At 72.2% G+C, this 23,356-nt stretch carries 22 protein-coding genes; 17 read left to right on the top strand and 5 right to left on the bottom strand.

Annotated features, from left to right (window positions below; translation table 11 throughout):
• The coding region (locus UWG_RS30175; RefSeq protein WP_016908220.1) for an AMP-binding protein at nt 1-912 on the bottom strand (912 nt) is incomplete at its 3' end.
• Between the two features lie 388 nt (nt 913-1,300).
• Nucleotides 1,301-2,302 carry a carbohydrate kinase family protein gene (locus UWG_RS0115945; protein WP_016908221.1) on the bottom strand — a complete coding sequence of 334 codons (1,002 nt, stop codon included), beginning with the start codon at nt 2,300-2,302 and terminating at the stop codon, nt 1,301-1,303.
• 337 nt (nt 2,303-2,639) lie between these two features.
• Here UWG_RS0115945 and UWG_RS0115950 point away from each other — a divergent pair, with 337 nt between their 5' ends.
• Entirely contained in the window at nt 2,640-3,386 is a 747-nt protein-coding gene (locus UWG_RS0115950; RefSeq protein WP_016908222.1) for a methyltransferase domain-containing protein, read from the top strand.
• Nucleotides 3,387-3,767: 381 nt separating this feature from the next.
• Here the strand turns inward: UWG_RS0115950 and UWG_RS0115960 are convergent, their stop codons facing one another.
• Nucleotides 3,768-4,670, bottom strand: a complete 903-nt coding sequence (locus UWG_RS0115960) for a MurR/RpiR family transcriptional regulator (RefSeq protein ID WP_016908224.1) — start codon at nt 4,668-4,670, stop codon at nt 3,768-3,770.
• A 103-nt stretch (nt 4,671-4,773) separates the two neighbouring features.
• On the opposite strand from UWG_RS0115960, the gene solA reads away from it, so the two are divergent.
• The 9 genes from solA to UWG_RS0116010 all read left to right on the top strand — a co-directional run bounded on the left by solA (nt 4,774) and on the right by UWG_RS0116010 (nt 17,614).
• Nucleotides 4,774-5,922: an N-methyl-L-tryptophan oxidase gene (gene solA, locus UWG_RS0115965; protein ID WP_016908225.1), complete on the top strand. Its 1,149-nt coding sequence runs from the start codon at nt 4,774-4,776 to the stop codon at nt 5,920-5,922.
• A gap of 22 nt (nt 5,923-5,944) precedes the next feature.
• Nucleotides 5,945-8,008: a hydantoinase/oxoprolinase family protein gene (locus UWG_RS0115970; RefSeq protein WP_016908226.1), complete on the top strand. Its 2,064-nt coding sequence runs from the start codon at nt 5,945-5,947 to the stop codon at nt 8,006-8,008.
• Nucleotides 8,005-9,669 (top strand): hydantoinase B/oxoprolinase family protein, encoded by a 1,665-nt coding sequence (locus UWG_RS0115975; RefSeq protein WP_016908227.1) that lies wholly within the window; start codon nt 8,005-8,007, stop codon nt 9,667-9,669. The genes UWG_RS0115970 and UWG_RS0115975 overlap by 4 nt, the downstream gene beginning before the upstream one ends.
• A gap of 58 nt (nt 9,670-9,727) precedes the next feature.
• The gene (locus tag UWG_RS0115980) at nt 9,728-10,969 is read left to right on the top strand and encodes an MFS transporter (protein ID WP_237720108.1); all 1,242 of its coding nucleotides are present in this window, start codon (nt 9,728-9,730) and stop codon (nt 10,967-10,969) included.
• A 198-nt stretch (nt 10,970-11,167) separates the two neighbouring features.
• Nucleotides 11,168-13,024 carry an ABC-ATPase domain-containing protein gene (locus UWG_RS0115985; RefSeq protein WP_016908229.1) on the top strand — a complete coding sequence of 619 codons (1,857 nt, stop codon included), beginning with the start codon at nt 11,168-11,170 and terminating at the stop codon, nt 13,022-13,024.
• Nucleotides 13,021-13,602, top strand: coding sequence for a GNAT family N-acetyltransferase (locus tag UWG_RS0115990; RefSeq protein WP_016908230.1), 582 nt, complete (start codon nt 13,021-13,023; stop codon nt 13,600-13,602). The genes UWG_RS0115985 and UWG_RS0115990 overlap by 4 nt, the downstream gene beginning before the upstream one ends.
• A gap of 261 nt (nt 13,603-13,863) precedes the next feature.
• A complete protein-coding gene (locus UWG_RS0115995; RefSeq protein WP_050988588.1) occupies nt 13,864-14,334 on the top strand; it encodes a rhomboid family intramembrane serine protease in 471 nt (156 codons plus the stop codon).
• Nucleotides 14,335-14,850: 516 nt separating this feature from the next.
• Complete coding sequence (locus UWG_RS0116005) at nt 14,851-15,399, top strand: TetR/AcrR family transcriptional regulator (RefSeq protein WP_016908233.1); 549 nt, start codon at nt 14,851-14,853, stop codon at nt 15,397-15,399.
• A 49-nt stretch (nt 15,400-15,448) separates the two neighbouring features.
• Entirely contained in the window at nt 15,449-17,614 is a 2,166-nt protein-coding gene (locus UWG_RS0116010) for an MMPL family transporter (RefSeq protein ID WP_016908234.1), read from the top strand.
• Nucleotides 17,615-17,694: 80 nt separating this feature from the next.
• Here the strand turns inward: UWG_RS0116010 and UWG_RS0116015 are convergent, their stop codons facing one another.
• Together UWG_RS0116015 and UWG_RS0116020 are read right to left on the bottom strand one after the other, a co-directional pair.
• Nucleotides 17,695-17,883, bottom strand: coding sequence for a DUF397 domain-containing protein (locus tag UWG_RS0116015; protein WP_029391493.1), 189 nt, complete (start codon nt 17,881-17,883; stop codon nt 17,695-17,697).
• On the bottom strand, nt 17,867-18,745 hold the full coding sequence (locus UWG_RS0116020) for a helix-turn-helix domain-containing protein (RefSeq protein ID WP_033196175.1): 879 nt from the start codon (nt 18,743-18,745) through the stop codon (nt 17,867-17,869). Before UWG_RS0116020 ends, UWG_RS0116015 begins: the two co-directional genes overlap by 17 nt.
• Nucleotides 18,746-18,966: 221 nt before the next feature.
• Here UWG_RS0116020 and UWG_RS0116025 point away from each other — a divergent pair, with 221 nt between their 5' ends.
• The 7 genes from UWG_RS0116025 to cysC all read left to right on the top strand — a co-directional run bounded on the left by UWG_RS0116025 (nt 18,967) and on the right by cysC (nt 23,311).
• Nucleotides 18,967-19,206 carry a DUF7848 domain-containing protein gene (locus tag UWG_RS0116025; RefSeq protein WP_016908237.1) on the top strand — a complete coding sequence of 80 codons (240 nt, stop codon included), beginning with the start codon at nt 18,967-18,969 and terminating at the stop codon, nt 19,204-19,206.
• On the top strand, nt 19,203-19,340 hold the full coding sequence (locus UWG_RS33395; protein ID WP_016908238.1) for a hypothetical protein: 138 nt from the start codon (nt 19,203-19,205) through the stop codon (nt 19,338-19,340). Before UWG_RS0116025 ends, UWG_RS33395 begins: the two co-directional genes overlap by 4 nt.
• 7 nt (nt 19,341-19,347) lie before the next feature.
• Entirely contained in the window at nt 19,348-19,569 is a 222-nt protein-coding gene (locus tag UWG_RS0116035) for a hypothetical protein (protein WP_016908239.1), read from the top strand.
• 580 nt (nt 19,570-20,149) lie between these two features.
• Complete coding sequence (locus UWG_RS0116040) at nt 20,150-21,856, top strand: nitrite/sulfite reductase (protein ID WP_016908240.1); 1,707 nt, start codon at nt 20,150-20,152, stop codon at nt 21,854-21,856.
• Nucleotides 21,853-22,050, top strand: coding sequence for a hypothetical protein (locus tag UWG_RS0116045; RefSeq protein WP_016908241.1), 198 nt, complete (start codon nt 21,853-21,855; stop codon nt 22,048-22,050). The genes UWG_RS0116040 and UWG_RS0116045 overlap by 4 nt, the downstream gene beginning before the upstream one ends.
• On the top strand, nt 22,047-22,748 hold the full coding sequence (locus UWG_RS0116050; protein WP_016908242.1) for a phosphoadenylyl-sulfate reductase: 702 nt from the start codon (nt 22,047-22,049) through the stop codon (nt 22,746-22,748). Before UWG_RS0116045 ends, UWG_RS0116050 begins: the two co-directional genes overlap by 4 nt.
• Nucleotides 22,745-23,311, top strand: a complete 567-nt coding sequence (gene cysC, locus UWG_RS0116055; RefSeq protein WP_016908243.1) for an adenylyl-sulfate kinase — start codon at nt 22,745-22,747, stop codon at nt 23,309-23,311. Before UWG_RS0116050 ends, cysC begins: the two co-directional genes overlap by 4 nt.
• The last annotated feature ends 45 nt before the right edge of the window (nt 23,312-23,356 follow it).

Here is a 23,356-nt window from a genome sequence, read left to right on the forward strand (position 1 = left end):
GCCCCCGACCTGCAGCACGCGGGTGTCTTCCGGCCCCGCGGGCGGCGCATGCGCCAGCAACTGCGCGACGAGCGGCGGCACGAGGGCCGTGTGCGTCACCCCTGCCTCTTCGACGAGTTCGACGAGGTGCTCGATGTCGGCCGACTCGGCGAGGACGACCGCACCGCCGCTCGCCAGCGCGCCGAGGACGCCCGGGTGCGCGCAGGTGAAGCTGTGCGTGACGGGCAGCGCCGCCAGGTACACGCTGTCGGGGCCGAGCCCGGAGACGGCCGCTGCGTTGCGGACCACCGAGCCGAGCGCCTCGTGGCTCCGCGGGATCGGCTTGGGCGGGCCCGTCGTGCCGCTGGAGAGGAAGTACAGGGCCGTCTCGGAGGGGTCGGCGGCTTGGGCGCGGCGCTCGGGGGCCGCGCGCGGGGCGAGGAGGCCGCCGAGCGCGACCTCGCCCGCCGCGGGCGCGGGCCCGTCGACGAGGAGGGTGCGGAGGCCGGGGTGCCGCTCCTGGAGGCCGCGGGCCATCGCCGGGTGGTCGAAGACCTCGCCGGCTGCGGGGACGGCCATCGCGGCGGGGGCCAAGTCGGCGGCGACCGGGTCGAGTTCGTGGGAGCGGAGCGACGGGTGGGCGAGGATCGGCGGGCAGCCGGCGCGGATCAGCGCGAGCGTGAGGACGAGCATGCCGACGCTGTTGGGCAGTTGGACGAGGACGGGGCTCGGCGCCCGGACGCCGAGGTCCTGGAGGCGCGCCGCGACCGCGTCGACGGCGGCGGCGAGTTGGGCGTGGGTCAGGGGGTGCGGGCCGAGCACGGCGGGGCGCCCGGGCGACTCGGAGGCGTGGCGCAGCACGAGGTCGTCAAGGCGCTCGTCACGCCACCACCCTCTCGCGCGGTACTCCGTCGGGCCCCGGCTGGCTTCCATAGAACACTCCTCCACACGTCGCCCGCGCAAGGCGACCTTCGACCGATACTCACCCTGAGCAACGGACAGCGCACATACTGTAATTGAGATGCGGCGCCGCCGGTTCTGATCGCGTGGAGAGATGTCCCGCAGAGCGGCGGGTGAAGCGCGTGGGGTCCGTGTGTTACCCGTCCGAGGGACGGAGCGTCGGGGCGCGGGAGACGGAAAAAGGGCGCCGGGCGCGGCAGGGAGCGCCGCCGCGCGCGCCAAATCGCCTACGTGCGGGGCGGGCTCGCGCGCGGGCAGCGCTCACTCGCACGGCGCGCGAGGCGGCGTACGCCGGGGCGGCGCGCGCGGGGCGCGGGCACGGCTCGCCGGTGCCGTGCGCGCGCCCGCCGCGCGGGATCGCTCAACCGCGTCCGCCGAGCTCCTTCCCCCAGGGCGGGTTGGCGCCGCGGACACCGCAGACCGCCGCCGAGACGCGGACGCCGTACTCCAGCGCCGAGCCGAGCGGTTCGGTCCCCAGCGCGTCGAGGCGCCCTCCCAACGCGCCTGCCGTGTGCAGCGCATGGAGCATGCCGGCCATGAAGGAGTCACCGGCGCCGACGGTGTCCACCACGTCCGTCTCCGGCGCGGCCACGCGCAGCCGGGAGCCGTCGAGCGAGGCGAGGACGCCGCGCGCACCGAGGGTCACGACGACGAGCGGGACGCCGGCGGCGTGGAGTTCGTCGGCTGCGCGCTCCGGCGGGGTGCCGGGGAGCAGGTGGGCGAGGTCGTCGTCGGAGAGGCGGAGGATGTCGGCGTACTCGCACCACCGCGCCAACCGCTCCCGGTAGACGGCGGGTTCGACGAGGAGCGGCCGGACGTTGGGGTCGATCGAGACGGTCGCCCGCTCCCCGACGCCGGCGAGGAGCCCCTCGATCGCCGCTCCCCCCGGCTGCCGTGCCAGTGCGAGGGAGCCGGTGTGCAGGCAACTCAGCGGCCCCGCCGCGGAGTCGGCGAGTTCGGCCGCCGTCCACCCGAAGTCGGCAGCGCCCTCGGCGTGGAACGCGTACTCGGCGCTGCCCCCGTCGCCGACGGTCGCGATGGCGAGCGTGCTCGGCTCGGCGGCGTCGACGACCCGGGAGAGGTCCACGCCCGACTCGGCGAAGCGCTCGCGGAAGAGCCGCCCGAACACGTCGGAGGAGAGCCGCCCGAGGAACCGCGCCGGGGTACCGAGCCGGGCGAGCGCGACGGCCGTGTTGGCGGGCCCGCCGCCGGGAAACACGCTCAGGCCGAGCGTGGGCAGCCCGCTCGCGGCGCCCTCGCCCCCTTCGGTGAACGCGTCGGCGACGCACTCGCCGAGGACGGCGACGGGCGGTGCGGCAGCGCGCGTGGGCGCCGGGGCCCCGGGGCGCGGCGTACTCGTCATGGACGGCCTTTCCGGTCGCACGGGCCGGCCGGACACTCGGCCGGCGTCGCTGGTGGCTGGACGGTGTCCAGTCTGCCTGGGGCTGCGGTTGCCGACAGGGCCGGGGCGGGGCCAACGGGTTCGCGGTGGCGGGACGTTGGGGCCCGTCCGCCGCACGCCCCGCCTGAAGGGGAAAAAACCGGTGGAGACGTCGAGCCGGGAGGTCTACGTTCGCCGTGTTCAAGATCCGTGCGCGCAGAGCGAGGTGTATCGATGACGGCCCGAGCAACGGCGGCCGGCTCCGGTCGGCTGTCCACCGTGAACGCCAGGACTCCGTCGAACCGAAGGAACACCTCCCGTGGATCTCCCACGCATCTTCACCCTCCGCGAAAGCAGCCACCGCATCCACAACCCGTTGACCCCCGGCAAGCTCGCCGCTCTGGGCCGGGCGCTCCATCTGGCGCCAGGAACCCGCGTGCTCGACCTCGCCAGCGGATCGGGCGAGATGCTGTGCACCTGGGCCCGTGACCACCGCGTCACCGGCACCGGGGTGGACATCAGCTCGGTCTTCACCGAGGAGGCCCGCGCCCGCGCCGCCGAACTCGGCGTCGCAGACCAGGTCGCCTTCGTCCACGGCGACGCCGCCGGCCACGTCTCGGACGAGCCGGTCGACCTCGTCGCGTGCGTCGGCGCCACCTGGATCGGGAACGGCGTGGCCGGCACCGTCGAGCTGCTGGGCCGCAGTCTGATGCCCGGCGGCCTGATGCTGGTCGGCGAGCCGTACTGGCTTCGGGAAGTACCGGACCAGGAGACCGCCGAAGCCTGCGGCGCCGGCGGCAAAGACGACTTCCTCGAACTGCCGGAGCTGATCGAGCAGTTCGGCGACCTCGGGTACGACGTCGTCGAGATGATGCTGGCCGACCAGGACAGCTGGGACCGGTACCAGGCGGCCCAGTGGCTCAACCTCCGCCGCTGGCTGGACGGGAACCCCGGCGACGAGCTGGCCGCCGAGGTACGGGCCGAGCTGACAACCGAGCCCGCCCGCTACACGCGGTACCAGCGTGCATACCTCGGCTGGGGGGTCTTCGCGCTGATGGCCCGCTGACAGGGCACGAGCCGGGGCCGGGCGGCGTGCCGCCCGGCCCCGGACTCGTCGGCGAGCACGCCGCCGTCGCCGCGGGACGACGTGGACGTGCGCGGAATTGGACGGCCTCGGCCGCGTCGGCGAACTCGCCGGCGCCGCCTCGGCGTTGACGGCCGGTCCCACGCCGCCCGTGCCGCGGTCCGCGTGCCCGGCTCTCCCGCACACGACGGGTACGCCGGCCTCGGCCGGCTCCGCTGGCGCGGCCGGTACGGCGGCGAACGGCTCCGATCCGCCTCGCCACGTCCCTCCCATCGAGCACGAGCGAGCCTCCTCCCGGCACGGCCGGGAAGCCCTTCCCCTGCCCGCCTGAACGCCCCATCGCGGGCCCAGGACCGCTACGGCTCACAGCTCCGGTAGCTGGCTCACGTCGAGTTCGGTGCCCGCGATCTCGGTACGCAACGCGTTGAGCTCCTGGTAGTGGTCGACGGCGGAAGAACGCTGCGCCGCGACCAACTCCAGCACGAGGGCATGCAGGATCGTCAGCGGCGCGATGAGTTCGTTCGCGGCGCCGTCGGTCGAGTCGGGCAACGGCAGCAGGACGTCCGCCCGGGTTCCCCTGCCTTCGTCGGTGGCTTCGGTCAGCAGGACGCTGGTCGCGCCGACGCGATGGGCGTGGTCGAGGAGGATGCCGATCTCGCGGAACACCCGCAGCGGTGCGACGGCCACCACCGCATGCGCGGGCCGCAGCCGCAGCAGGTCGTCGGCGAGGCCGAACCCGGTCGCCGTCCAGGAGTCGGCCTCCTTCCCCACGCGCCGCAGGCTCAGCGCGAGGTGCTCGGCGACGGAGGCGCCGGGGCCGATGCCGTACACCCACACGTGCTCGGCCTCGTTGAGCGCTGCGACCGTGCGGCCCCACTCGTCGCTCTCGACGAGGGCGGGCACCTCGCCGAGGAGTGCGAGCCCGGCGTCGATCACCGGTTGCAGCACGCCGTGTTGCGCCGGGCGCAGCCGCTGCACCCGGTCGTCGAGGACCTGGGCGGGGTCGCGGCGACGGGCCAAGTGCTCGACGAGGCTGTGCTTGAGGTCGTTGAGCCCCTCGAAGCCGAGCTTGCGGGCCGTGCGGATCACTGTGGCGTCGCTGGTCCCGGTGGCCTCGCCGAGCTTCGCGGCCGAGGAGATGGCCGTTTCCTCGGGATGTCGTTGCAAGTAGTGGGCGACCGCCCGCTCTCCGGCGGAGAGCGTCGCGGAGCGATTGCGGATGCGGTGGCCCAGAGTCTCGCCGGCTGAAGAGTTCACGCGGGCCATTGTCTCCCCGGGGATGAAGTGTTTGCTACATCCATTGTTCGGCCGCGTCGTGAATGCTACGTTCCTTCGCGTCAAACGGCTCCCGACCTCTGCGGAGACAGTGATGAAGCCACGCCAGCAACCGAGCGTCGCCGTCATCGGCGTGGGCACGATGGGCAGCCAGGTCTTGCATACGCTCGCCGCCGCCGGCGTACCCGCCAGCGGGTTCGAGCAGTTCGACGTCGGCCACGAACGGGGTGCCGCGGGCGGAGAGACCCGTATCTTCCGCGTCGCCTACAAGGAAGGCGGCAGCTATGTGCCGTTGCTGCAAGAAGCACGGCGCGCCTGGGACCGGCTCGGCGAACAGGCCGGCGTGCGGCTGCTCGATCCGTGCGGGGCGCTGACCATCGGATCGGCCCAGGACCCCGATGTACGCACCGTCCTCGATGTCTCCGAGGAATGGGGACTCGACGTCGAGCGACTCGACCGGCGCGAGGCGGCGCGGCGCTTTCCGCAACACCGGCTCTTCGACGACGACTTGGTGCTGCTCGACCGGCAGGGTGGGCTGCTGCATCCGCGCCGCGCGGTGACCGAGACCGCCCTGCTCGCCCGGAAAGCCGGGGCGACGATCCATACCGGCCACACCGTCACCGACGTCGTCGACACCGCCACCGGTGTGGCCGTCCACTACCGCAGGGGCGACGAGGCCGGAGTCAGGGTCGAGAAGTACGACCAAGCGGTGGTGTGTACCGGCCCGTGGATCACGCGGAGCGTGCCGAGCCTGGCGCGCGAGGTCGACGTCCGCCGGGCGGTGCTGAGTTGGTTCGAGGCCGGACCGCGTTGGACTCCGGAACACTTCCCCGTGGGCATCCGCCGCAGCGGCGGGGAGAACGCCCTCTCCTTCTTCCCGGACGTCGGCGGCGGCGTGAAGATCAACCTGCATGTGCCGAAGTCCGCTGTGGACGATCCCGACCGGCTCGACCCGGTGGTGGAGCCGGAGTACCTCTCGCGGGTTTCCGCTGCGGTGTCGCGGTGCCTGGACGGCCTGCCGGCGCGGCCCGCCATGGTGCGCACCTTCATGGAGGGCTACACCGCGGACAACCACGGCATCATCGGCCGCGACCCGGAGCGGCCCAACGTCCTGATCATGGGCGGCTTTTCCGGACACGGCTTCAAGCTGGCGCCGGTGTTCGCCAGGTCCGCGGTGGACCTGCTGCTCACCGGCCGTACCGAGGTCCCCATCGACCGGCTGTCGCCGGCGCGGCTGGCCTGATCTCCGTCCCGAAGGGATTTCCATGCTACGCATCGGAGTCGACGTCGGCGGCACGTTCACCGACGTGACCGCTCTGGACGCGGCCACAGGCCGATTCCACATCCACAAGCTGCCTTCGACCACCGACGACCAGTCCGTCGCGGTCGCCGAGGGCATCCGTGAGGTACTGCGACACGCCGGTGCGGAACCCGGCGACGTCGAGTACCTGGGACACGGCACCACGGTCGCGACCAACACCGTGCTGGAGTCCGACGGCGCACTCACCACCCTGGTGACCACGGCGGGACTCCGCGACGTCCTGGAGATCGGCCGCCAGCAACGACCCGACCTGTACGACATGGACGCCGACAAGGCGCCGCCGCTGGTCCCGAGAGCGCTGGTGCACGCGGTCGTCGAGCGGATGTCGGCGGAGGGCAAGGTGCTCGTCCCCCTCGACGAGGACGACGTCGCCGCCGCGCTGGACGGGGTGGGCCAGGCGGAGCCCGAAGCGGTCGCGGTCTGCTTCCTGCACAGTTACCGCAACGCCGACCACGAACTGGAGGTCGCCGACCGGCTGCGGTCCGCCCTCCCGCGGGTCTACGTGTGCGCCTCCGCCGAAGTCGCGCCGGTCTTCCGGGAGTTCGAGCGGTTCTCGACCACCGTGGTCAACGCCTATGTCGGTCCGAAGATCAACCGCTACATGTCGCGGCTGGCCGAGCGGATTCGGGCGACCGGCGTGCCGGTCGAGCCAAGGGTGATCGGCTCCAGCGGCGGCATGATGTCGCTCGACTCGGTCAGTCGGCATCCCGTGACCACGTTGCTGTCCGGGCCCTCGGCCGGCGTCGTCGCGGCTTCGCACGTGGCGGGGCAGGCCGGGCTCAGCAACCTGATCACCTTCGACATGGGCGGCACCAGCACCGATGTCTGCCTCGTACGCGACGGGGGCGCGCTCGTCTCGTCGCAGCGCCGGATCAACCACCGCCCGGTCCGCACGCCTTCGTTGGACATCCACACGGTCGGTGCCGGAGGCGGCAGCGTGGCCCGGGTCGACCCGGGCGGGGCGCTGGAGGTCGGCCCGGGCAGCGCCGGTTCGCAGCCGGGCCCGGCCGCCTACGGACGGGGCGGCACCGAACCGACCGTCACCGACGCCAACGTCCTGCGCGGATGGCTGAACCCGGAGTTCATTCTCGGCGGTGAGCTCGCGGTGGACTACGCGGCTGCCGAGCGTGCCGTGGACGGCGTCGCCCGGGCGATGGAGGCCGACCGGTCGGTGGCCGCACGCGGTATCGGGCGGATCGCGGCCGCCAACATGGCCGGAGCGGTGCGCAAGGTCTCGGTGGAGGCGGGCGAGGACCCGCGCGGTTACGCCCTGGTCGCGTTCGGCGGTGCCGGCCCGCTGCACGCGGTCGAGGTCGCCCGCGAGGTGGGCATGAGCACCGTGCTCGTCCCGCCGAATCCGGGCACGCTGTGCGCGCTGGGGCTGCTCGTCACCGATATCCGCACGGAGTTCGCCAAGGCCGTGCTGGAGGACGCGGACGTGCGCGACCCCGACAAGCTCAACGAGATGCTGCACGAGGTGCACGCATCGGCTCGCGGCTGGCTGGCGTCCGAAGCGCCGTCCGGTGCGGATACGAAGATCACCGGCGAGGCGAAGCTGCGTTACGCGCGGCAGAACTTCGAGCTGTCGGTTCCGTTGCCGCAGCGTGTGATCGACGCCGCGCGGTTCGACTCCGACGCGGTGGCCGGGATCGTGGAGGCGTTCCACGAACAGCACACCAGGAGCTACGGCTTCGCGCACCGCGACGCCCGGGTGCAGATCGTGGAAGTGCAACTGACCGCGGCCGCGGTGGTCGACAAACCGGAACTGCCGGCCGTTCCCGAAGGCACCGAGCCGGGAGACGCGCTACTCGGCCGCCGCCGGGTCGACTTCGACGAGACAGGCCCTGTCGACACCCCGGTCTACGACCGCACCGGCCTGCGCGCGGGCACCGTGCTGCCGGGTCCCGCGATCGTCGAACAACTCGACACCACCACGGTCGTCACCCCGGCCGCCACCGCGCGCGTCGACCGCCACGGCAACCTCGTCATCGAAGTGGAGCAGCGATGAAGACCCTCGACCCCATCACCGTGCAGGTGATCGGCGCGTCCCTGGTGACGGCCGCCGAGGAGATGGGCGCGGTGCTGCGCCGGGCGAGCTACTCGACGAACATCAAGGAGCGCTCGGACTGTTCGACGGCGCTCTTCGACGAGCACGGCAGGTTGGTCGCGCAGGCCGAGAACATGCCGATCCACATGGGATCGATGACCGGCCTGATCGACTCGCTGGTGGCGTCCGGGCTGACGGTGCGGCCGGAGGACGTGTTCATCACCAACGACCCCTACCACGGCGGCGGTACCCATCTGCCGGACATCACCATGGTCAAGCCGGTCTTCGCCGACGGCGAGCTGATCGGCTACAGCGCCGACATCGCGCACCACTCCGACATCGGCGGCCGGGTCCCGGGCAGCAACGCCGGCGACTCGAACTCCCTCTTCCAGGAGGGCCTGCGCGTCCCGCTGGTCAAGTTCGCCACGGCGGACGGCGTGGAGCAGGCGCCGTTGGCCTTCGTCGAGCTGAACTCGCGGCTGCCGCAGGAGCGGCGCGGCGACATGCTCGCCCAACTGGCCGCCGTGGAAGTCGGGGAGCGCCGGCTGCGCGAGGTGCACCGGCGCTACGGTCGCGAGACGGTCCGGGCGGCCACCGCGCACCTCCTCGACCACTCACGCAAGCGGCTGGCGGCGGCGCTGCGCGAGGTCCCGGACGGTACTTACCGGTTCCACGACCTGATGGACCCCACCGAGGGCCCGGCCACCGAGATCGCGGTGGCGCTCACCGTCGACGGCGAACGCGTCGCGCTGGACTTCGCGGGTACCGGTCCGCAGTCGCCTGTGGGCATCAACGTGGTGCGCCCGGCGCTGGAAGCGACCGTCTACTACGCGCTGAAAGCGGTGCTGGACCCAGGAATCCCGCCCAACGGCGGCTTCTTCGACGCGGTGGAGATCGTCGCGCCGCCCGGCAGCATCGTCAATCCGGACGAGCCCGCGCCCGTCACCGCCCGTACCGACACCTGCCAGCGGGTGGCCGATGCGGTGCTCGGCGCGCTGGCTGCCGCGGTGCCGGAGCGGGTTCCGGCCGCGAGCCACAGCACCGTCACCTACGTGACGTTCTCCGGGGAGAGCGACGGGGACTACTTCGTCTACCCGGAGGTGGTCGCCGGGGGCGGCGGTGCCCGGCCGACGAAGGACGGGCTCGACGCCGTCCAGGTGCACATCACCAACTCCTCGAACCTGCCGATCGAGGCGCTGGAACAGGAGTACCCGCTGCTGGTCGACGTCTACGAACTGATCCCCGACTCCGGCGGCGCCGGCACCCATCGCGGCGGGCTCGGCGTGCGACGGGACGTGCGCGTCCTCGGTGACGGTGCGGAGTTCTCCGCGCACGCCGACCGTCAGGCGACCCGCCCGTGGGGCCTGCGCGGGGGTGGCGACGGCAGCCCGGGACGCTTCGTCGTCAACCCCGGCCGGGACGACGAGCACCGGTTGCCGGGCGGGCGCGTATCCGGCGTGCAGCTGCGCCAGGGCGACGTGCTCCGGGTGGAGAGCCCCGGCAGCGGAGGCTTCGGCGACCCGGCCTCGCGCAGCGCGGCGCAGGTGCGCGACGACCTGCGCAACGGGCTCGTCACCGAGCAGGCGGCGCGCGACCTCTACGGATTCCGGTCGGCCGACTGAGCAACTCCTGGCTCCACGGCGCTGATCGAACCCCGGTACCGACGATCGGAGTGTAGGCATGACCACCACATCGACTTCTCCCTCCCCACCCGCTGCCGACAAGTCCCTCGTGCGGCGGGTGACGTGGGCGACCTGGACCGGCTGGGGCCTGGACGGTTTCACCAACCAGATGTTCCCGCTCGCGCTCAGCGGGATCATCGCCGCTTTCGGACTCACCACGGCGCAGGGCGGGTTGGCCACCTCCTGCGCGCTCATCAGCTCGGCGTTCGGCGGCGTGGTCGGCGGCAGGCTGGCGGACCGCTTCGGCCGCGTCCGGATACTGGTGCTGGTGATCGGCGCGTACGCCCTCTTCACCGGCCTGACCGCCACCTCGCAGAACTTCGAGCAGCTCCTGCTGTGGCGCACGCTCGAAGGTTTCTTCTTCGGCGCCGAATGGCCGGTGGGCGCCGCCCTCATGGCGGAGTACGCGACGCCGGAGCGTCGGGGCAGGGCGCTGGCGTGGATCCAGTCCGCGTGGTCGGTGGGTTGGGCGGGCGCCAACCTCGCCTACCTGCTCAGCCATGCCTGGTTGCCGGACACGGTCGCGTGGCGGGTGATGTTCGTGACCGGCATCGTGCCCGCGCTGGCGGCTCTGCTGATCCGGCGGAAGCTGCGCGACGTGCCGACGGTCCGGGTGGAGCGGAAGCCCCGGCAGAAGGGGGCGTTCGCCGAGCTCTTCGCCCCGGGGCTGCGCAAGTACACCGTGTTGGGCACGCTGTTCGGGGCGACCGGACTGGCGAGCACGTATGCCATGCAGACCTGGATTCCGCTGTATCTCAAAGAAGACCGCGGACTCAGCGTCAGCGATACCGCCCTCTACATCTGGTTCATGATCGCCGGCAACTGGCTCGGCTACGTGCTCGGTGGCCGCCTGCACGACCGCATCGGGCGACGCTGGGCGTTCACGGTCTTCTACCTGGGGACGGCGGTGTTCGGGTTCCTGTTCATGGCGGTTCCGCTCGACGCCCCGTGGTACAACCTGCTCCTCGCGTTCGTGGTCGGCTTCTTCATATCGGCCCAGGCGTCTGGCAAGGGCGCCCTGTTCACCGAGTTGTTCCCGGCGCGCGTGCGGGGCACCGGTGCGGGCATCACCTACAACGTCGGCCGGGGTGTCGCGGCGTTCAGCCCCGCGCTCATCGGCTGGGCGGCGGCGGGGAGCGGACTGGGCACCGCCATCGTCACCGTGGTGGTGATCTGTACGGCGCTGACTCTGCTGTTCGTCTGGCTGCTGCCGGAGACCAAGGGCCGCGTCCTGGACTAGGAGACGGCCGCCGCTTCGCCGGGCGTAAGCCGACTTCCCTCAACGCGTCGGGCTGACGGGCGGGTGCGGTGCGCTCACCGCCCGGGCGCCGCGAGCGCCTGCCACCGGACGGCGGACGGTCGCACCCCGACCGCGCTCCGTCCCCGGGCGACCACCGCCGCCCCGCCCGCCCCCGGAGGTTATGTATCGTCGCGCCGGATGAGCACCCGCGCACCCGCGCGGGACGAGCAGCCAGGAAAGGACCCGCACGTGCAACGCTCCACACATCGCCGCGGCGGCCCCGGCGGCCCCGGACGCGGCGGCCACCGGGACCGTGCCGGGGAGCAGCCGAGGAGGGGGCCCCGCCGGGGGTTCGCGGAGGAGCTGGCCTCGCTCGACGGGGCGCAGTACGGCAGGTACAAGGGGCTCACCGGGGTGTGGGAGCTGCCGGAGGGACCTGCCGTCGAACTCGTCCGTGCCCAGTCCGATCCGTACGCGCCCCCGGCGCGGGTGGCGCTGCGCGTGCCCGCGGAGCTCGCCGGATTTCCTGAGGAGGCGTACGCGACGCCGGTGCGCCGCCGTGCGCTCGCCGCCTTCCTCGTGCGCCGGGTCGCGGCTGCCGTCAAGGGCGAGCGCGCGGTCCGTGTCGACGCCGGGGGCCAGGAGGTGCTCGCCCGGAGCTCCTGCGAGGTGACGACCGAGGGCGCGGTCGTGCTGCGGCTCGGGGTCGCGCTGCCGGGGCGGGGGCGGCGGATCGACGGGTACGAGGCCCGGCGGCTGTTCTGCGAGCTGCTTCCCCGGGTCGCCCGACGCGCCCTGGAGTACGAGGCGTTGGACGCGGGGAAGGTGCGCACCTTCCTGGAGACCGTCGAGGACTCCGACGCGCTGCGGCGGCTGCTCCCCGAGCGGGGGCTCGTCGCGTTCGTCGCCGACGGGGCCGTCCTGCCGCGCCGCAGCGGCGTCGACGACCGCCCGGCGCAGGGGTCGGGCGTCGTGCCGTTCTCCTCGCCCGACGGGTTGCGGGTGAGCGTCGAGCTGCCCAACGCGGGAGAGGTCACCGGCATGGGGGTGCCGGAGGGCGTCACCCTCGTCGTCGGCGGCGGGTTCCACGGCAAGTCGACGCTGCTGCGCGGGCTGGAGACCGGGATCTGGGACCATGTGCCGGGCGACGGACGGGAGTTGGTCGTCTCGCGCGCCGAGACGGTGAAGCTCCGCGCGGAGGACGGGCGGCGGGTGGAGCGCGTCGACGTCCACGCCTTCGTCGACCGGCTGCCCGACGGCTCCGACACCTCCGACTTCTCCACCGAGAACGCCTCGGGGTCCACCTCGCAGGCCGCCTCGCTCTGCGAGGCCGTCGAGGCGGGCGCGAAGGTACTTCTCATCGACGAGGACACGGCGGCGACCAACCTGATGATCCGCGACGCGCGGATGCAGGCGCTCGTCGCCAAGGACCGCGAGCCGTTGACGCCGCTCGTGGACACCGTCCGCTCGCTCCACCGCGACCACGGCGTCTCCACCGTCCTCGTGATGGGCGGCTCGGGCGACTACCTCGAAGTCGCCGACCGGGTCCTGATGCTGGACGCCTACCAGCCGTCGGACGTCACGGAACGGGCCCGCCAGGTGGCCGCCGCGCCCACGGGCCGCCACGCGGAGGCCGATTCCTTCCCCGGCGTCGTCCACCGGAGCCCCGACCCGCGGTCGCTCGACGCGACGGTGCGGGGCAAGTCCCGGATCAAGGCCCGCGGCGAGGACGTCCTCACCTTCGGCGACCACGAGGTCGACCTGCGCGCCGTCGAGCAGCTCGCCGACCCGCGGCAGGTCACCGGCGTCGGGCTGGCGCTCGAACTCCTCGTCCGGCGCGGCTGGTTGGACGGCGACCGCACCCTGTCGGAGGCCCTCGACCGCCTCGCGGAGGAGGTCGGCCCCGACGCCGGGGACTCGGGGCTCGGCCCGCTCCTCGGCGTCCGCGACGAGGACTTCGCCGTGCCGCGCCGGTTCGAGACGGCAGCCGCGCTCAACCGGGTCCGCGGGCTGCGGATGCTGCGGCCCGGCGACGCGGGGCGGACGGCACGGTGAGCGCCGCCGGCGCCCGTACGATCGAGGTCACCACCTGGTACCTGGAGCAGAACTCCGCCGAGGAGCTGGTGCCGGCGCGCCGACCGGACGAGCCGTCCCTCAGCATCGTCCGTGCCGAGGTCCCCAGCCCGGAGTTCAGCCGCTTCCTCTACACCGCGGTCGGTGGCGACGTCATGTGGACCGACCGCCTGCCGTGGCGGTACGCCGACTGGCGGACGCTGCTGGAGCGGCCGGGCGTCGAGACGTGGGTGGCGTACGTCGCGGGCACGCCGGCCGGATACATCGAGCTCGGCGCCGGCCCCCGAGCCGCCGTCGAGATCGACAACTTCGGCCTGGTGCCCTCCTTCCGCGGCCGGGGACTCGGGGGCCACCTGCTCTCCTTCGGCACCGCACGCGCCTGGGACCTCGCCGAGCGGTGGCCCGGCCGGGATCCGACCCGACGCGTCTGGCTCCACACGTGCAGCAAGGACGGCCCGTACGCGCTCACCAACTACCAGCGCCGCGGTTTCCGCCTCTACGACACCGCCGTCGGCGAGGAGCCCGCCGTGCCCAATCCCGGGTACTGGCCCGGGGCTTGAGTTGCCGATCGGTTCCGAGGCCACTGCCCCGGAACGCCTGCGTGCGTGCACGCATAGCCAGGAGGACCCGGTACCGGCCGACACGTCGAACCGGGCTCTCGGAGGCGGGGACGGGGGTACTTCATGGAGACAGGCAAGCGACGGACAGCGGGTGCGCCGGCTCCGGCATCCGCGCGAGCGGGGCGGCGAGTGCCGGTTGCCGCGGCAGCCGTACTCCTCGTCACGGGCGCAACGAACGTCGCGGCGTTGGTCTTTCCCGACATGCTCGACGCATTGCGCCGCGACCCCGACGCGCTCGTCGACGGCCAGTGGTGGCGTGTGCTGTCGCCGCTGCTCGTCCAGGCACCGCCATGGCAGGCGTTCCTCACCGTTCCGGCGATCGCCGCGCTCGGCGTCCCGGTCGAACGGCTCTTCGGCTCGCGGGCGATGCTCGCGCTGTACCTGATACCAGGGGCGGTCGGCGAAGCACTCGGCTACCTGTGGCAACCGCACGGCGCCGGGAACTCGGTGGCCGACCTCGGCCTGGCCGGGGCCCTCGTCGCCTGGCTGTTCCTCGCGGCCGGTGAGCGGAGCTGGCCGACGCCGCTACTCAACCGGGTCCGGATCTGGGGCGGCGCGGTCCTCGCGGGCAGCGTCGTGGACACCGTCCTCCGCGACATCCACGGCGTACCCACCCTCGTCGGCGCGGCCCTCGGCGCGGCCCTACTGAGACGCCACCGACCTCACGCCTGACACCTCATACCTCCGTACCGACGATCCGCCGTCATGTCGCGTGCTGACGCCGGTAGTTCGTGACGAGGCTCCTCCAGGTGGCGTGTACGGTCTGCCGCCCGACCCGCGTGTCCTGGTTCTGCGCCGGGAGGACCGGGTACCGCGTCCAGCGATCGTGCAGCACGGGACGATCGCGCCCCTGTGCGCCACCCGGTAGACCGTCGCCTCGGGACACCCAGCCCGCGTCCTCACGCCGCCCGTGCAACCCGGGGCACTCCGGCCGCCCGTCGGGACCTGAAGACCAACCCATTGCCCCTCTGAGGCGTATCCGGGTCACCCGGCGTGCACGTGTCCGCGCACCACCCCCGCGGAAGTCTCCGCCCCGGACCCTGCCGTGGACGGACGGAGTGGCGACGTCCGGGCGCACCGCTCACAGTCGCACGCCAACGCGCCGTGCAGCCACACCAGTTCAACCCCGATCCTCCTCCGCACGAGCCCGCTCCTTTCCTGACCGATCGGTCAGGTATGGTGGGGCGCATGGCACGTCCTCCCTCCGGCCTGCGTGGTCACATCCTGGAGTCCGCGCGGGGCCTCTTCGCCGAGCACGGCTTCAAGGGCACGTCGCTCCACGACATCGCCGTGGGCGCCGACTGCTCCAAGTCCGCGCTGCTGTACCACTTCGCGGGCAAGGAGGCGATCCTCACCGAAGTCCTCACCGGGCCGGCGGAGGCACTCGCCGCGCTCGGCAGGACGCTCGGGCGGCTCGAAGGCGAAGAGGCGCAGGAGGCGGCCGTGACGGGGTTCGTCGACCTGGCCCTGTCGTTCTCCAGCGAGGTGAAGATCATCTTCGCCGAGCTGCCGGAGATGCTCGGCCATCCCGTGCTCGCCGTCGTCCCGCAGGCCGTCGACGACCTGGCGACCGCGCTCGCCGGGGGCGCACGCGAGCCGGACGCGCAGATCGCCGCCTGGATGGTGATCGGCGGAACCGCCGTCACGACCGCCCAGTACGCGCACACCGAGGAGGGCGCGCTCCGCTCCTCGATGGTCGAGGGAGCCCTGCGTCTCCTCGGCCACAGGTCCCCCTGACAGAAACCGCACCGACAACCGACGCCCCACGCAACAGAAATGACGCCCTATGGCCATCCTGCTCTACCGGCTCGGCCGGTTCTCCTTCCGCCGCCGCGGACGCGTCGTCGCCATGTGGCTGGTCCTGCTCGCTCTGCTCGGCTCGGCCGCCGCGGCCTTCAGCGGCCCCACCTCCAACAGCTTCTCGATCCCCGGCACCGAGTCCCAGAAGGCGATGGACTCGCTCGCCGAGGAGTTCCCCGAGGCGAGCGGCGCGACCGGGACGATCGTCGTCGCCGCGCCCGAGGGCGAGAGACTGACCCCGGCCGCCGTCGGCCCCGTGACGAAGGAGGCCGCCGACGTCCCGGGCGTCGTCGGGGCCGTCGACCCGTTCGAGGCGAAGAGCGTCTCGCAGGACGGCCGATACGCCCTCGTCCAGGTGCAGTTCGACAGCAAGGCCGACGAGGTCACCGACGACCAGCGCGCCGCGTACGAGCAGGCCGGTGCCGACGCGGACGGGCTCCGGGTGGAGCACGGCGGCGAGGTCATGCAGGCGGTGCCGGAGATCGGTTCGACCGAGGCGATCGGTGTGGGGGTCGCGGCGCTCGTCCTCGTGCTCACCTTCGGCTCGCTCGTGGCCGCCGGGATGACGCTGCTCAACGCCCTCGTCGGCGTGGGGGCCGGCATAGCCGGGCTCTTCGCGCTCAGCGGCGTCGTCGAGATGAACTCGACGGCGCCGATTCTTGCGCTGATGCTGGGGCTCGCCGTCGGGATCGACTACTCGCTCTTCATCACCTCCCGCTACCGGCAGCACCTCTCGCAGGGCATGGAGCCGGAGGACGCGGCCGGGCGCGCTACCGGGACGGCGGGTTCGGCCGTCGTCTTCGCCGGCGCCACCGTGGTGATCGCACTCGCGGGGCTCGCCGTCGCCGGCGTCCCCTTCCTCACCGTGATGGGTCTCGCCGCCGCGGGGACCGTCGCGCTCGCCGTCCTCGTCGCCCTCACGCTGCTGCCCGCGGTGCTCGGCTTCGCCGGTCGCCGGGTGCTGCCGCGCAGGCGGGCGGGGCGCGAGGGCGCGGAGACCCCGGAGGCCGCCGAGAACCGCCTCGGCTTCCGGTGGGGCCGCGCCGTGGCGAAGGTGCGGGTGCCGCTGCTGGTCGTCGCCGCGCTCGGCCTCGGAGCGCTCGCCTCACCCGTCACCGACATGCGCCTCGCCCTGCCCGACGCGGGCACGGCGGCCGAAGGTTCGGCGGCGCGCGAGGCGTACGACCTGACGACCGAGGGCTTCGGCGAGGGCTTCAACGGCCGCCTCGCCGTCGTCGTCTCCGGCGACGACGCGCAGGCGACGGGCGCGGCCACCAAGCAGACCGCGGCGCTCGTCGCGAAGACCGACGGCGTGCTCACCGTCGCCCCGCCGCAGACGAGCAAGGACGGCACCACCGCGCTGCTCGGCGTGATACCGAAGACGGGCCCGTCGGCGGCCGAGACCGAGGAGACCGTCCACTCGATCCGGGACCGGGTCGCGACGGTCGAGGGCGCCACCGTGTCGCTCACGGGTGCGACCGCGCTGGGCATCGACGTGTCGGAGAAGCTCGCCGACGCGCTGCCCGTGTACCTCGTGCTCGTCGCCGGGCTCTCCGTGCTGCTGCTGATGCTCGTCTTCCGCTCGATCCTGGTGCCGCTCAAGGCGGCGCTCGGCTTCCTGCTGACGGTGGGCGCCACCTTCGGCATCACGGTGGCGATCTTCCAACAGGGCCATCTCGCGGGGCTCGTGGGCGTCGACACCCCGGGGCCGCTCGTCAGCTTCCTGCCGATCCTGCTGATCGGCATCCTCTTCGGACTCGCCATGGACTACGAAGTCTTCCTCGTCTCGCGGATGCGGGAGGACTTCGTGCACGGCGTCGACGCGCGGCGGGCAGTCGTCAGCGGCGTGGGGCACAACGCCCGGGTGGTGAGCGCCGCGGCGGTGATCATGACCTCGGTCTTCGGCGGGTTCGTGCTCATGGAGGACCCGATCATCAAGTCGGTCGGCTTCGCGCTCGCCATCGGCGTGGTGGTCGACGCCTTCGTCGTCCGCATGGCGCTGGTGCCGGCCGTGATGCACCTGCTGGGGCGCGCGGCGTGGTGGCTGCCCCGTCCGCTTCAGCGTGCCCTTCCCAACCTCGACGTCGAAGGGGAGCGGTTGCAGCAGAAGCTTCCGGAACAGCGGTCGGAGGGGGAACTCACCAACGTGTGAGGTGAGTTGACCGCTACTCGCGAACGAGCCCCGTCCCGGCGTCGCTTGCCGGGGCGGGGCTCGTCGTTGTCCGGATGCGGTTACTCGAACTCGCCTGCCGTGACGCCCGCGACGAAAGCGCTCCAGCCCGCGGCGGGCACGGTCAGCTCGCCGCCGTTGCGGTCCTTCGAGTCGCGCGCGGAGACGGTGGACGACATTGTGCGCACCTCCACACATGCCTGTTCGTGGCCGGAAAAGCTCGACTTGAACCAGTCAGTGTTGTTCTTCATGTGTTCCCACCATGTCGGCGACGAGCCTTGCGGAAGCCGACTCGTCGAGGCTTGCGGTCCAGATGTTGTCAAACGCTGCGGCGTAGCTTGCTACCTCCGCCTCCTTGTCGAGGTAGAGGGCACCAGTGAAGCCCTCGACGTACACCGTCGGCGGCTCCTCCCTCCCGACACCCTCGGGGAAGCGCAAGAGGATGAACGGGCCGGTGACCATGCCGCGATGCATGGGGGATGCGAAGGGCACGACACGAATCGTGACATTGGGCAGTCCAGTTGCCCAAAGCAAGTGACGTAGCTGGCCATCCATGACATCATGCCCACCCACCGGACGCCTCAGCGTTGCCTCACTCAGAACCGCCCGCAGATGAGGGGCAGTTGAGCCGCGCGTGAGCATGGCTTGACGCTCAATACGGAGTCGAACCCTACGGTCGACTTCGGTATCTGACCGGTCCCGGTGCCCACTCACGATCGCACGGGCGTACCCCTCCGTCTGGAGCAAACCCGGCACGAGTTCTGCTTCGTACCAGCACAGATCCGAAGCCGCCGCCTCCAATCCCATATACACGTCGAAGTACTCCGGGATGACATCCCCGTACGAGTGCCACCACCCCTGCGCCTTGGTCTCTTTCGCCAACCCCATGAGCGCACGGCGCAGTTCGGCCGGAGCACCGTAAACGCGGCACATCGTTTCCACGTCGTGGCTGCGCATCGAACTCTGCCCCGTCTCGATGCGCCACATCTTCACCTCCGACCATTCCAGCTCAACGGCGGCAGCACGCACCGTGAACCCCGCCCTGCCCCTCAAATCGCGCAGGTAGCGGCCGAGTTGACGGCGCGGCACGGTCGACCCTGTACGTGATCCCATGACATCCCCTTCCCGCCCGTCCTTCAAGATGAAGGACTTTTCCCTTTCTCCGTGAAGGAGCAAAGCCCTTCACTTTCGGCACTGTTGGGCTCAGCTCCGAGTGCCGCGTTCTGAAACCTTGCCCTCGCTTCGTCGGCAGTGCACGGTGAACACATCGATCGCCCTCGGTAATCGCCTCGCGACACCGAGTCCACCATTCTGCCTACTCGGGGTGACACCGCATGCCCAAATCCAGGTACCGCTTCCGCCAGTTCGCCCTCACCCGTGACGAGGAACCCGACGCAGAGCCGCACGCGTACGCGATGCAGTGCGCCGTGTGCTCCGAGAGCGGCCCGTGGAGCGAGGACGCGATCCGGGCGCACGACTGGCCTCCGGCCCATCTGCGGTCGCATCCCCAGCACTTGGCCTACCGCGAGTACGTCACGCGCCCCTACCGCGCCGTCCCCGGAGCCTGGCGGTGAGCGGCAGCGCGCCCGGCAAGCCCGCGCCCGAGCCCGAGCCGCAACCCGAGCCCAAGCAGACCCCGTGCAGGCACCCCGCCCTCACCAGCGACGGCAAACGCTGCGCCGCCTGCGGAACCCGCATCTACCTCTAGGACCCCCATGCTGCTCAAGGGCTGGTACGAACTCCCCTCCGGGCTGGGCCCGTTCGACCTCAAACGCGGCGACCGCGTCCTGCACGGCGGCCGCTGGACCACCGTCGTCGACCTCTACTCCCCCGGCAACACCGGCCGCGGCCGCGTCCTCCACCTCGAAGACGGCCGCCTCACCCTCCTCCGCCAGGACGAACGCCTCCCCACCGCCCGGCGCACGCCGCACCCCTGAGAACTCCGCCCGGACACGGCGCCCCGTCCCGCACCCGAGCGGAAACCCCCGCCCCGCCGCACCGTCAGGACAGGCACCCGCGGCGGGGCGGGCCCATAACGCGCGAAGTGCACAAACCAGACACCGTCAGGCCGTGCGTCGCCGCTCCCTGCCCCTGTGAGCGCAGAACCTCCCGCCTGCCCGGGCAACCAGAACGAGAGGCAGCCGCACACCGACGGACCGAGCGCTGCCAACTCCCCTGCGCACAGCGCACGTTCACGGCCATCCCAAAAAGCAAGACACGACTGTCCACATCACGGACAACAGTGGACTGCCCTTCAACGCCCGTGCGACGCTTCCTCCATGTCACGCGCTGGAATCTCCTTGGTGAGTCGACGCCACGTCGACTTCGGACGCATGTCCAGCGCCATCTGTCGGGCGGGCTGACAGTCCCAGCACCGCCGCCCCGCCGAACCGCCCCCGCCGCGGCCGGTTCGCCACCACTTCCTGTCAACTCCCCCTGACCAGGGACCACTTGTGCGCCCATGCGCGGGTCCGGGCAGGCCGGGAGTCCGTCTGCGCCTGCCCGAAGGACCGCTCCATGGCCGACACCGCTGACACCCACGCGCGCCAAACGCCCGCCGCCCCCCGCCGCAAGACAGGACGCCACCGCGGGGAGGGCCAGTGGGCTGCCGGGCACCTCACCCCCCTCAACGGCAACGAGCAGAACAAGAAGGACGACGACGGTCTCAATGTGCGGACACGCATTGAGACGATCTACGCGCACGGCGGCTTCCAGTCGATCGACGGCGCCGACCTCCGCGGCCGGATGCGCTGGTGGGGCCTGTACACCCAGCGCAAGCCGGGCGTCTCGGGCGGCAAGACGGCGATCCTCGAACCCGAGGAGCTGGAGGACGAGTACTTCATGCTCCGGGTCCGCATCGACGGCGGACGCCTCACCACCGAGCAACTCCGCACCGTCGGCGACGTGTCGCAGGAGTTCGCACGCGGCACCGCCGACCTCACCGACCGGCAGAACATCCAGTTCCACTGGATTCGCGTCGAGGACGTGCCCGAGATCTGGCGCCGCCTGGAGAGCGTGGGCCTCTCGACGACCGAGGCCTGCGGCGACACCCCGCGCGTCGTCCTCGGCTCCCCCGTCGCCGGCATCGCGGCCGACGAGATCATCGACGGCAGCCCCGCCGTCGAGGAGATCAACCGGCGGGTGGTCGGCAACCCCGCATACTCCAACCTGCCGCGGAAGTTCAAGACGGCCGTCTCCGGCTCGCCCCTGCTCGACGTCGCCCACGAGATCAACGACGTCTCGTTCGTCGGCGTCGAACACCCGGAGCACGGCCCCGGGTTCGACCTCTGGGTCGGCGGCGGGCTCTCCACCAACCCCAAGATCGGCGTGCGGCTCGGCGCGTGGGTCCCGCTGGAGGACGTCGCCGACGTCCACGAGGGCGTCGTCGCCCTCTTCCGCGACTACGGCTACCGCCGGCTGCGCACCCGCGCACGGCTGAAGTTCCTCGTCGCCGACTGGGGCCCCGAGCGGTTCCGCGAGGTGCTGGAGGACGAGTACCTCCGGCGGAAGCTCGCCGACGGACCGGCGCCCGAGGAGCCCGTCCAGCGCTGGCGCGACCACGTCGGCGTCCACCGGCAGCGCGACGGCCGCTACTACGTCGGCTTCGCGCCGCGCGTCGGACGGGTCGACGGGGCGACGCTCAGCAAGGTCGCCGACCTCGCCGAGGCGCACGGCTCGCAGCGGGTGCGGAGCACCGTCGAGCAGAAGATGGTCGTCCTCGACGTCCCGGAGGAGCAGGTCGAGCCGCTGCGCGAGGCGCTCTCCGCGCTCGACCTCACCACCTCCCCCTCCGTCTTCCGCCGCGGCACCATGGCCTGCACCGGCATCGAGTTCTGCAAGCTCGCCATCGTCGAGACGAAGGGCCGCGGCTCCTCGCTCATCGACGAACTGGAGCGCAGGCTCCCGGAGTTCGACGAGCCGCTCACCATCAACCTCAACGGATGCCCCAACTCCTGCGCCCGCATCCAGACCGCCGACATCGGCCTCAAGGGCCAGCTCGTCACCGACGCCGAGGGCAACCAGGTCGCCGGGTACCAGGTGCATCTGGGCGGCTCCCTCGGCATGGAACCCGGGTTCGGGCGGAAGGTCCGCGGCCTGAAGGTGACCGCCGAGGAACTCCCCGACTACGTGGAGCGGGTGCTCCGCGCCTACCTGGCGGAGCGCACCGAGGGCGAGCGGTTCGCGCAGTGGGCGGCGCGCGCCGAGGAAGGAGCCCTCAAGTGAGCGGCCGCGCAGCACCGTTCTACTGCCCGTACTGCGGCGACGAGGACCTGCGCCCCTCCGAGGAGGGGACGGCGAAGGGCAAGGGCGCGGCGTGGGAGTGCGCCGCGTGCAACCGGGCCTTCGCGCTCTCGTTCCTCGGACTGCTCGCCGGCGGCCTGCCGTCGGCGCACACGGAAGGAGGCGATCCGTCGTGACCGCCGTACGCACAGCGGAGGACCTGGAGAAGCTCGCCGAGGGCGCGGGCCGCGACCTGGAGGAGGCGTCGGCGCCGGAGATCCTCCAGTGGGCCGCCGAGACCTTCGGGGACCGCTTCTGCGTCACCTCCTCGATGGAGGACGCCGTCGTGGCCCACCTCGCCTCGCGCGCCAGGCCGGGCGTCGACGTCGTCTTCCTCGACACCGGCTACCACTTCCCCGAGACGCTCGGCACCCGGGACGCCGTCGACGCGGTGCTGGACGTCAACGTCGTCACCCTCACCCCGCGCCAGACCGTCGCCCAGCAGGACGCCCAGTACGGCCCGAAGCTCCACGACCGCGACCCGGACCTGTGCTGCACGCTGCGGAAGGTGCAGCCGCTCGAGGCGGGGCTCGCCGGGTACGACGCGTGGGCCACGGGGCTGCGCAGGGACGAGTCGCCGACGCGCGCGGGGACGCCCGTCGTCGGCTGGGACCCGAAGCGGCAGAAGGTGAAGGTCTCCCCCATCGCCCGCTGGAGCGCCGACGACGTCGCGCAGTACGTCGCCGCGCACGGCGTCCTCACCAACCCGCTCCTCGACGACGGCTACGCCTCGGTCGGCTGCGCCCCCTGCACCCGCCGGGTGCTCGCGGGCGAGGACGCACGCGCCGGGCGCTGGTCGGGGACCGGCAAGACCGAGTGCGGGCTCCACCTGTGAGCGCGGGCCAGGACACCGCGGCGCGCCAACGCGTGGGCGCCACCGTCTGGTTGACGGGTCTGCCCAGCGCGGGCAAGACCACGCTCGCGCAGGCCCTCGCCGCGCGTCTCACCGCGCGGGGCCGCAGGACGGAGGTCCTCGACGGCGACGAGATCCGCACCTTCCTCTCCGCGGGGCTCGGCTTCTCGCGCGAGGACCGGGACACCAACGTCCAGCGGATCGGCTTCGTCTCACGACTGCTCGCCGCGCACGGGGTCACCGTCCTCGTCCCGGTGATCGCGCCGTACGAGGCGAGCCGCGAGGCGGTCCGCAAGCGCCACGAGGCCGAGGGCACGGAGTACGTGGAGGTCCACGTCGCCACCCCCGTCGACGTCTGCTCGCAGCGGGACGTCAAGGGCCTCTACGCACGCCAGGCCGCCGGCGAGATCACCGGGCTCACCGGCGTCGACGACCCGTACGAGCCGCCGAGCGCGCCCGATCTGCGCATCGAGACGCACGGCCGGAGCGTCGAGGAGTCGGCGGCGCAGCTCCACGCGCTGCTGCGGGAGCGGGGGTTGGCGTGAGCGAACGGGCAGTGGAAGCAACCGGAACACCAGGAAGGGGCACGG

This window comes from Streptomyces xiaopingdaonensis (assembly GCF_000262345.1).
Taxonomy (GTDB): Bacteria; Actinomycetota; Actinomycetes; order Streptomycetales; family Streptomycetaceae; genus Streptomyces; species Streptomyces xiaopingdaonensis.

Coding starts and splice junctions, on each gene's coding strand:
- UWG_RS0115945 (WP_016908221.1), bottom strand. CDS start 2,302: ATGACGAGTACGCCGCGCCCCGGGGCCCCGGCGCCCACGCGCGCTGCC.
- UWG_RS0115960 (WP_016908224.1), bottom strand. CDS start 4,670: ATGGCCCGCGTGAACTCTTCAGCCGGCGAGACTCTGGGCCACCGCATC.
- solA (WP_016908225.1), top strand. CDS start 4,774: ATGAAGCCACGCCAGCAACCGAGCGTCGCCGTCATCGGCGTGGGCACG.
- UWG_RS0115970 (WP_016908226.1), top strand. CDS start 5,945: ATGCTACGCATCGGAGTCGACGTCGGCGGCACGTTCACCGACGTGACC.
- UWG_RS0115975 (WP_016908227.1), top strand. CDS start 8,005: ATGAAGACCCTCGACCCCATCACCGTGCAGGTGATCGGCGCGTCCCTG.
- UWG_RS0115980 (WP_237720108.1), top strand. CDS start 9,728: ATGACCACCACATCGACTTCTCCCTCCCCACCCGCTGCCGACAAGTCC.
- UWG_RS0115985 (WP_016908229.1), top strand. CDS start 11,168: ATGAGCACCCGCGCACCCGCGCGGGACGAGCAGCCAGGAAAGGACCCG.
- UWG_RS0115995 (WP_050988588.1), top strand. CDS start 13,864: ATGCTCGACGCATTGCGCCGCGACCCCGACGCGCTCGTCGACGGCCAG.
- UWG_RS0116005 (WP_016908233.1), top strand. CDS start 14,851: ATGGCACGTCCTCCCTCCGGCCTGCGTGGTCACATCCTGGAGTCCGCG.
- UWG_RS0116010 (WP_016908234.1), top strand. CDS start 15,449: ATGGCCATCCTGCTCTACCGGCTCGGCCGGTTCTCCTTCCGCCGCCGC.
- UWG_RS0116015 (WP_029391493.1), bottom strand. CDS start 17,883: ATGAAGAACAACACTGACTGGTTCAAGTCGAGCTTTTCCGGCCACGAA.
- UWG_RS0116020 (WP_033196175.1), bottom strand. CDS start 18,745: ATGGGATCACGTACAGGGTCGACCGTGCCGCGCCGTCAACTCGGCCGC.
- UWG_RS0116025 (WP_016908237.1), top strand. CDS start 18,967: ATGCCCAAATCCAGGTACCGCTTCCGCCAGTTCGCCCTCACCCGTGAC.
- UWG_RS0116035 (WP_016908239.1), top strand. CDS start 19,348: ATGCTGCTCAAGGGCTGGTACGAACTCCCCTCCGGGCTGGGCCCGTTC.
- UWG_RS0116040 (WP_016908240.1), top strand. CDS start 20,150: ATGGCCGACACCGCTGACACCCACGCGCGCCAAACGCCCGCCGCCCCC.